This window comes from Lactobacillus nasalidis, assembly GCF_016587775.1.
Classification (GTDB): domain Bacteria; phylum Bacillota; class Bacilli; order Lactobacillales; family Lactobacillaceae; genus Lactobacillus; species Lactobacillus nasalidis.
On sequence record NZ_BOCG01000533.1, the window covers coordinates 1 to 7,399 of the forward strand.

Consider the following 7,399-nt stretch of genomic DNA (forward strand, 5'->3'; position numbering starts at 1 on the left):
AGGTCATCGGCCTCAGAGGCGTCAGCGCCAAAGCCGTCCGCCTCAGCATCCTGGAAACGACCGGGGACTGCGCTGCTGCCAGCAGCATCGACTTCTACCGGCCGCTTAAATAAGCATTTTTAAAAAATTCAGACAAAAAACAGTGGTAAGCTTCGCGTGAAGCTGCCACTGTTTTTCTTTAACCGAATCCGAGATTTTCTCAGATTCTTTTCGCTGAGAAGGCAAGGATTGAAATGTTGTGCTGTTTGTGTGTTAACCCTTGTCAGCACCAGCAGTAATCCCACTGACGTAGAACTTCTGCATGATGATGAAGAGGATCGTGATAGGAATGGCGATGATCACACATCCGGCCACGAATTGGGCGAAGTAGGTCGTCGCGCTCCCCTTTGAAGAAGAAAGCATGTTGTACAGACCGTAAGCGATCGTGTAAGTCTTTGGATCACCTGAAGTAGAGAGGATGATCCCGGAGAAGATGAAGTCTACCCATGGTGCCATGAAGGTCGTCAAAGCTGTGTAAACGATCATTGGCTTGGAGAGTGGCAGGCCGATCTTGGTGAAGACCTGCCATTTGGTTGCACCATCCAGTTCAGCTGCTTCGTCCAGAGACCGCGGGATAGTGTCGAAGAAACCCTTGGCAACATAGAAGCCAAGGCCGGCACCACCGACGTAGACCAGGATCAAGCCGCCCAGGTTCAGCATGTTCAGCCCCTTCAAGATGTAGTAAAGGGCGATCATGGACATGAAGCCAGGGAACATGCCCAAAACCAGGGCAATCTGCAGGAATGGCTTGCGGAGTCTGAAGCGTAAGCGGGACAGAACGTAAGCAACTGAGATTTGAATAAAGGTTGAGAGAGTGGCGGAAATGATTGCCACGATCAAAGTGTTGATAATCCAGTGCAGGTACGGGAACTGGGAGTTGGTAAAGATCCCGATGTAGTTCTGCAGAGTCCATTTTTCAGGGAAGAAGGTTGAGATAAAGCCAGTGTCATTGTAGGAGAAGCTGGCCAAAACGATCCAAAGAATGGGGATCAACCATAAAATTGCCAAAATTGTCAGCAATAAATATCTGAAGAAAAGGGATACTTTTCTCTGGTTAGAGTAAGACTTCAATTTTATCCCTCCTTAAACGCAGTGGTGTGACGGTAAGCGATCAAGGAAATCGTCGCACTCAAGATGAAGATCAAGATGCCCAGAACGGCTGAGGCGTTGTAGCGCTGCTGCTGACCGAAGGTCAGGTTGTAGAGCCAGTTGACCAGAAGGTCGGTTGAACCCGCGCCGTTGTAGTTGTTGTTCATTGGCTTACCACCCGTCAACAGGAAGATGACGTTGAAGTTGTTAATGTTGCCGATGAACTGTTGAATCAGGGACGGACCCATGACGAAGAGGATCTGCGGGAAGGTAATGTTGTGGAAAATCTGGAAGGAGTTGGCCCCATCGATTCTCGCAGCTTCAATCTGGTCTTGTGGCAGGTTTTGAATAATCGCCATGGAAACCAGCATGGAAACCGGAATACCAATCCACATGTTGACGATGATAACCGTCAGCCGGGCTACCCAAGGAGCCGCTTCATTGTCGATGAAGTGAATTGGCCCGGAGATCCAGCCCCAGTTCTGCAGCAGGGTGTTCAAAGGACCCTGCGCGTCCAAAAATTGCGCGATCAGCAGCAAGGAAACGAATTGCGGTACGGCGTAAGCGATAATGAAGATCGTCCGCCATACTTTCCGGTGCTTGATCCCCTTGGATTCAATCAAGAGGGCCAGGAGCACCCCACCCAGGAAGGTGGTTGCCGTGGCAGCCACGGCCCAGATCAGGGTCCAGCCCAGGACAGGGAAGAAAGTCCCGGCCAGGTCCCCGCTCAAGACATTCCCGAAGGCCTGGAAACCAGTCCAGGAGAAACCGATCGGGTGCTGGCGGTCATAGTTGGTAAAGGCCATGGAAATCATGAAGACCGTCGGCAAGACAGTGAAGAGGATAATTCCCAACAAAGGAACGAACATCAAGGTCGCGTGCAGGCGGGAGTCCAGCAGGCTGGCCAGTTCTTCCTTGTTGGTGGCAATGTGCTTGCCGTCGCGTTTCTTGATATAGTTGGCCCGGGTTGACCGCAAGTTGGTGACGTAAAGGCAGATGAAGCCAATGACCAGGAAGATGGCCATGATCCCGAAGAGGAGGATCAGGACGGAGTTGTCTGGCTGTTTGGTCACATAAACGCCTTGAGCCTGGTCAAAGACGACTCTCTTGGTCTTGTTGGCACCCAGGTTGCTCAGCATGCTGAGAGCACTGGCCCCGCTGAAAATGAACCAGACCAAAAAGACGATTTCGGTAATCAGCAGGCTGAGCCCCTTGGCCCACTGCTTGTTCTTCAGGGCGCTGGCGCCCATGAAGAAGAAGGACAGCTTGTCAGCTGCATCCCCCTTGGACCAGACCTCTTTATAGCTGGCTGCTGGAGGAACATGTCCTTTTCTTTTAAACATTTTTCATTACTCTCCTTCTCAAGCTTGATTAAATTACTTTTGAGAAATCTTCTTAGAGAACTTGGCAAGTTGGGCCTTGTATTGGCTGGCCTTGATCTTGCCGTCGTAAGTCCCGCTGATCAGAGGAGCTGCACCGTCCCAGAAGGTTGCCATTTGCGGCAGCTTTGGTTGCAGAACTGAGTTGCCTGGCTTGGCCATTTCGATAACGGCTTCTGCGACCGGGTCGCTCTTAACTTCGCTGGAGTTTACGGCAGTCTTCAAAACTGGGATTTGACCAGCCTTTTCGTGAGCGATCAGTTGTGACTTCTTGTTGGTGATGTAGGCTGCCAGTTGTGAAGCGGCCTTGGCGTTGGAAGTGTGGGAGTTCACAGCGAACCCTTCGATGCCCAGGAAGGCTTCCAATTGCTTCTTCTTGCCGCCGACAGTTACAGTTGGGTACTTGGCAACGGCAAAGTTCTTGCCCAAGATCTTCTTGATGTTGGCAGCGTTCCATGGACCATCCATGATGGCAGCGGCGTTGCCCTTCTTCAATTGGTTCAAAGCGTTGGAGGTCTGCATTACGCCCTTGTTGCTCTTTTGCTTGGCAATCCAGGTCAAAGCGTTGACACCGTTTTGGCTGTTGAAGGTTGACCCCTTCAGGCTTTCACCGTTTTCACCGTACAGGGTGGTACCGGCTGAGAAGAAGATTGGCCACATGGTGTAAGCGTTGGTAAAGTCAGTTGCCAAAACGCCCTTGGAAGTCAAAGTGTCCCAGTCCTTAACTTCACTTGCTGACAGCTTGGACTTGTTGTAGTAGATCGTGTCGGCTTGTTGAGCGTATGGGTAAGCGTAAACCTTGCCCTTCCAGGTAACACCCTTGTATGCCTGGGTGACGTAGTCCTTCTTGATCTTGGCGGTGTCGCTTGGTGACAGCGGGTTGATGTAACCAGCGTTTGCCATTTGACCTAATTGGTCGTTAGGAACTTCAAAGACGTCGGCTGCTTTGGAAGCGTCTTTACCAACGTCAGTCTTGGCGTTGGCTGAACCGTTAGGACTTTGGGTAACCTTGACGGTAATGTTCGGATACTTCTTGTGGAAGTCCTTAACGATGTCCTTGTAGTAGGATACTTGTTCAGTGTCCACCCACAAAGTCAAAGATGCCTTCTTGTTGGCAGTTGATGATGAACTGCTGCTCTTGGAGCATGCTGACAAACTCAAGGCAGCCAATACTGCCGCGCTGCTCAAAGCAGCCTTCTTAAAGAAACTCATTTTTTCCTCCTAAACAAACAATGTTTTATTTTTACATCACCTTGCAGCCGAAGCTGCAAGTTGGTTAGCTGAATCAATTTTTCTTAAGCGTCAGATGGATGATGGAATTAATCGGTAATCGTTACTTGCGTTTCCTTGTCAAAGAAGTGAGCGTTGTTCAGGTTGAAACCTGCCTTGACGCTGTCACCCGGCTGGTGGAAGTCACGGGCATTGACCACGCCGACGAATTCGGTCTTGTCAACGCTCATGTAGAGCTGACTCGTTGCCCCCAGCAGTTCGGAAACGACGACCTTGGCGGAAACGACTGCTTCCGGCCAGGTTTCCAGGAAGGCTTCTTCCATGTGGATGTCTTCCGGACGCAAGCCCATGACGATTGCCTTGCCGTTGTAGCCCTTGGAGTCAAGCACCTTGGCCCGGCCTTCCGGAACCTTGAGTCTGAGCCCTTGGCCGTCGTCAACGTAGCCGTCCTTGTAGGTCACGTTGAAGAAGTTCATCTGCGGTGACCCGATGAAGCCGGCAACGAACTGGTTGGCTGGCTTGTTGTAGACTTCCTTTGGCGTGCCGATCTGCTGAATCCGGCCGGCGTTCATGACGACGATCCGGTCAGCCAGAGTCATGGCTTCAGTCTGGTCGTGGGTAACGTAGATGGTGGTCGTCTTCAAGTTCTGGTGCAGCTTGGCGATTTCCGCCCGCATGGACACCCGCAGCTTGGCGTCAAGGTTTGACAGCGGTTCGTCCATCAGGAAGATCGGCGCGTCACGCACGATCGCTCTGCCCAAGGCAACCCGCTGTCTTTGACCACCGGACAAGTCGGCTGGGCGCCGTTCCAGCAGGTGGGCCAGGCCCAATACTTCAGCGGCGTTCTTGACCCGCTTGTCGATTTCGGCCTTGTCATAGTGGCGCAGCTTCAAGCTGAAGGCCATGTTGTCGTAAACCGTCATGTGCGGGTACAGGGCGTAGTTTTGGAAAACCATGGCAATGTGCCGGTCGCGGGGAGCGACGTCGTTCATGACCTTGCCGCCGATTTCCAAAGTCCCTTCCGTAATGTCTTCCAAGCCGGCAACCATCCGCAGGGTAGTTGACTTCCCGCAGCCAGATGGACCGACAAAGACGATGAATTCGTGATCGCCAATGTGCAGGTCGAAGTCTGACACTGAGTAGTCGTCAGCGTTTGGATACTTCTTGTAGATGTGATTTAAGTTGATTTTTACCATTTTTTCTTACCTAATTCCCTGCTTCAAAAACTTTCTCAATCTCGGTTAAATCCAAGGCACTCGTTGAACCGACGATGTAGTCGGCTCCTTGCAGCACGATCGGGTCGCCGATGCCGACCGCGAATTGTCCGGCAGCCTTGATGGCTTGAATGCCAGCCGGCGCGTCTTCAAACGAAATTACTTCGTCCTTTTCCAGGCCCAGCAGTTCTTGAGCCCGGATGTAGATTTCGGGGTCCGGCTTGCCGTGCTTGAGCGTGGCCGGGTCGACCCGGGCTTCAAACATGTCTTCCAGGCCCAGCTGCTTCAAAATCAGCGGCGCGTTCTTGGAAGCCGAGGCCAGGGCCAGCTTCAGCCCTTGAGCCTTGGCCTGCTTGAGCAGGTCATCCATCTTCGGCAGGATGTCGGCCTTGGTCATCCCCTTGACCGCGTTGACATAAGCCGCATTCTTCTTGGCGGCCAGGGCTTCTTTTTCTTCCTGGCTGTAGTCGTTTTCCTTGTGGCCGTACTCCAGGATGATTTCCAGGGAGTCCATTCTGGACAGGCCGCGCAGCTTGTCGCCGAATTCTTCCGGAAGTTCGATCCCGATGCCGCGGGCCAGGTCCTGCCAAGCCTTGAGGTGGTAGACGGCTGAGTCAGTGATGACTCCGTCCAGGTCAAAAATTAATCCTTTAAGCATTGGCTTTGTCCTTCTTTCAGTGTTACTTCCTGGTCCCAAACCTTGACGGTCAGGTCGTCCCCGCTCAAAAGCGTCAGCTTGACTTCCTTGTCCTTTTCAACCGCCAGGGCCAAAATCCGGCCGCGGTAGTTGATCTTGAAGCTGTAGCTGGACCACTTCTTCGGCAGGAACGGAGCAAAGCGGATGCCGTCTTCGTTGTAGCGCATGCCGGCAAAGCCCTGGACGATGGCCAGCCAGCTCCCGCTCATGGAAGTGATGTGCAGGCCGTCGACCGTGTCGTTGTTGTAGTTGTCCAGGTCCAGGCGGGCAGTCCGTTCGTAGAACTCGACCGCCTTGTCCTGCTTGCCCAGTTCAGCTGCCAGGATGGCGTGAATTGACGGACTCAAGGAACTTTCGTGAACCGTCATTGGTTCGTAGAAGTCGTAGTTTCTTTCCTTTTGTTCCTTGGTGAAGCGGTCGTTCAGGAAGTAGATCCCCTGCAAAACGTCCGCTTGCTTGATGAACGGCGAACGCAGGATCTTGTCCCAGGACCAGTGCTGGTTCAGCGGCAGCTGGTCAGCCGGAATGGTGTCCTTGCTTCTGAGGTCCTTGTCCAGGTAAGTGTCGTGTTGGACGAAGATGCCCAGTTCCTTGTCTTCCGGTTGGTACATCCGGTCAACGATGTCCTGCCACTTGGCCAGTTCCTCGTCAGTTACCTGCAGGCGCTTCTTGGCTTCTTCCGTTGCCAGCGGCCAGCGTTCGATCGTGTAGCTCAAAAGCCACTTGGCCATGGTGTTGGTGAACCAGTTGTTGTTGACGTTGTTTTCGTATTCGTTCGGGCCGGTTACCCCGTGGATCATGTACATGCCCTTGCGCTTGGAGAAGTGGACCCGGTCAGCCCAGAAGCGGGCAGTTGCTACCAAGACGTCCATCCCTTCGTCCTTGACGTAGGAGTCATCCCCCGTGTAGCGGGTGTATTGGTAGATGGCAAATGGAATGTCGGCGTTGCGGTGGATTTCTTCAAAAGTGATTTCCCACTCATTGTGGCATTCGATCCCGTTGAAGGTCACCATCGGGAACAGGGCACCCTTAAGGCCTTGCTGGCGGGCGTTGTGGAAGGCACCCGGCAGTTGTTCGTGCCGGTATTCCAAGAGAGACTTGGTAACTTCCTTTGGCGCTACTGCCAGGTACATCGGCACGATGAAGGCTTCAGTGTCCCAGTAAGTGGCACCGCCGTACTTTTCGCCGGTGAAGCCCTTCGGCCCGATGTTGAGGCGCGGGTCTTGACCGTAGTAGGTCATGAAGAGCTGCAGGATGTTGAAGCGGATCCCCTGCTGGGCAGCCGGATCGCCTTCAATCGTCACGTCGCAGCTGGCCCAGCGCTTTTCCCAAACTGCTTCATGGTCAGCCAGGTTTTCTTCAAAAGTCTTGCTGGTCAGCTTGGCCATCAGTTCGTCAGCCTTGGCGGCCTGCTCGCTGTCAGCCACGTCCCGGCTGGTGATGACGATGACGTCCTTTTCCAGTTCCCAGCTTTGGCCGGCGGCCAGAGTCTTGGAGAAGTGCTCGCTGACTTCGCCGCTGGCGGTCGTCACGTCGCCGGAAATAACTTCGCCGTTTTCCCGGGTAACTTCTTTTAAGAGAACCGTGAACTGCGGGGTGCCGAAGGTGTTCGGCTTGGTCCGCAGCTGGATGCTGCGGCCGCTTGCGTCTTCATTCAAGGCATCCCAGAAGCTTTCCTCGTAGTTGCTGTCTTCGTTGACCACGTTGCCGTTTAGGCGGCTGGCGATCCGCAGGTCGGCTTCCCCGTCCAA

6 protein-coding genes are annotated in these 7,399 nt (G+C 53.4%); all 6 read right to left on the reverse strand.

The annotated features are described in order from the left end of the window. Window positions 1-252 precede the first annotated feature (252 nt). Window positions 253-1,110: a sugar ABC transporter permease gene (locus tag lacNas_RS10415; protein ID WP_201331841.1), complete on the reverse strand. Its 858-nt coding sequence runs from the start codon at window positions 1,108-1,110 to the stop codon at window positions 253-255. Window positions 1,111-1,112: 2 nt separating this feature from the next. Next, entirely contained in the window at window positions 1,113-2,471 is a 1,359-nt protein-coding gene (locus lacNas_RS10420) for a carbohydrate ABC transporter permease (RefSeq protein WP_201331842.1), read from the reverse strand. Window positions 2,472-2,504: 33 nt separating this feature from the next. Next, window positions 2,505-3,719 carry an extracellular solute-binding protein gene (locus tag lacNas_RS10425; RefSeq protein ID WP_201331843.1) on the reverse strand — a complete coding sequence of 405 codons (1,215 nt, stop codon included), beginning with the start codon at window positions 3,717-3,719 and terminating at the stop codon, window positions 2,505-2,507. Between the two features lie 107 nt (window positions 3,720-3,826). Then, window positions 3,827-4,933: an ABC transporter ATP-binding protein gene (locus lacNas_RS10430; protein WP_201331844.1), complete on the reverse strand. Its 1,107-nt coding sequence runs from the start codon at window positions 4,931-4,933 to the stop codon at window positions 3,827-3,829. Between the two features lie 10 nt (window positions 4,934-4,943). Next, window positions 4,944-5,609: a beta-phosphoglucomutase gene (pgmB, locus tag lacNas_RS10435; protein ID WP_201331845.1), complete on the reverse strand. Its 666-nt coding sequence runs from the start codon at window positions 5,607-5,609 to the stop codon at window positions 4,944-4,946. After that, a partial coding sequence (locus lacNas_RS10440; RefSeq protein ID WP_201346836.1) for a family 65 glycosyl hydrolase domain-containing protein occupies window positions 5,594-7,399 on the reverse strand: 1,806 nt, incomplete at its 5' end. The genes lacNas_RS10440 and pgmB, both read right to left, overlap by 16 nt.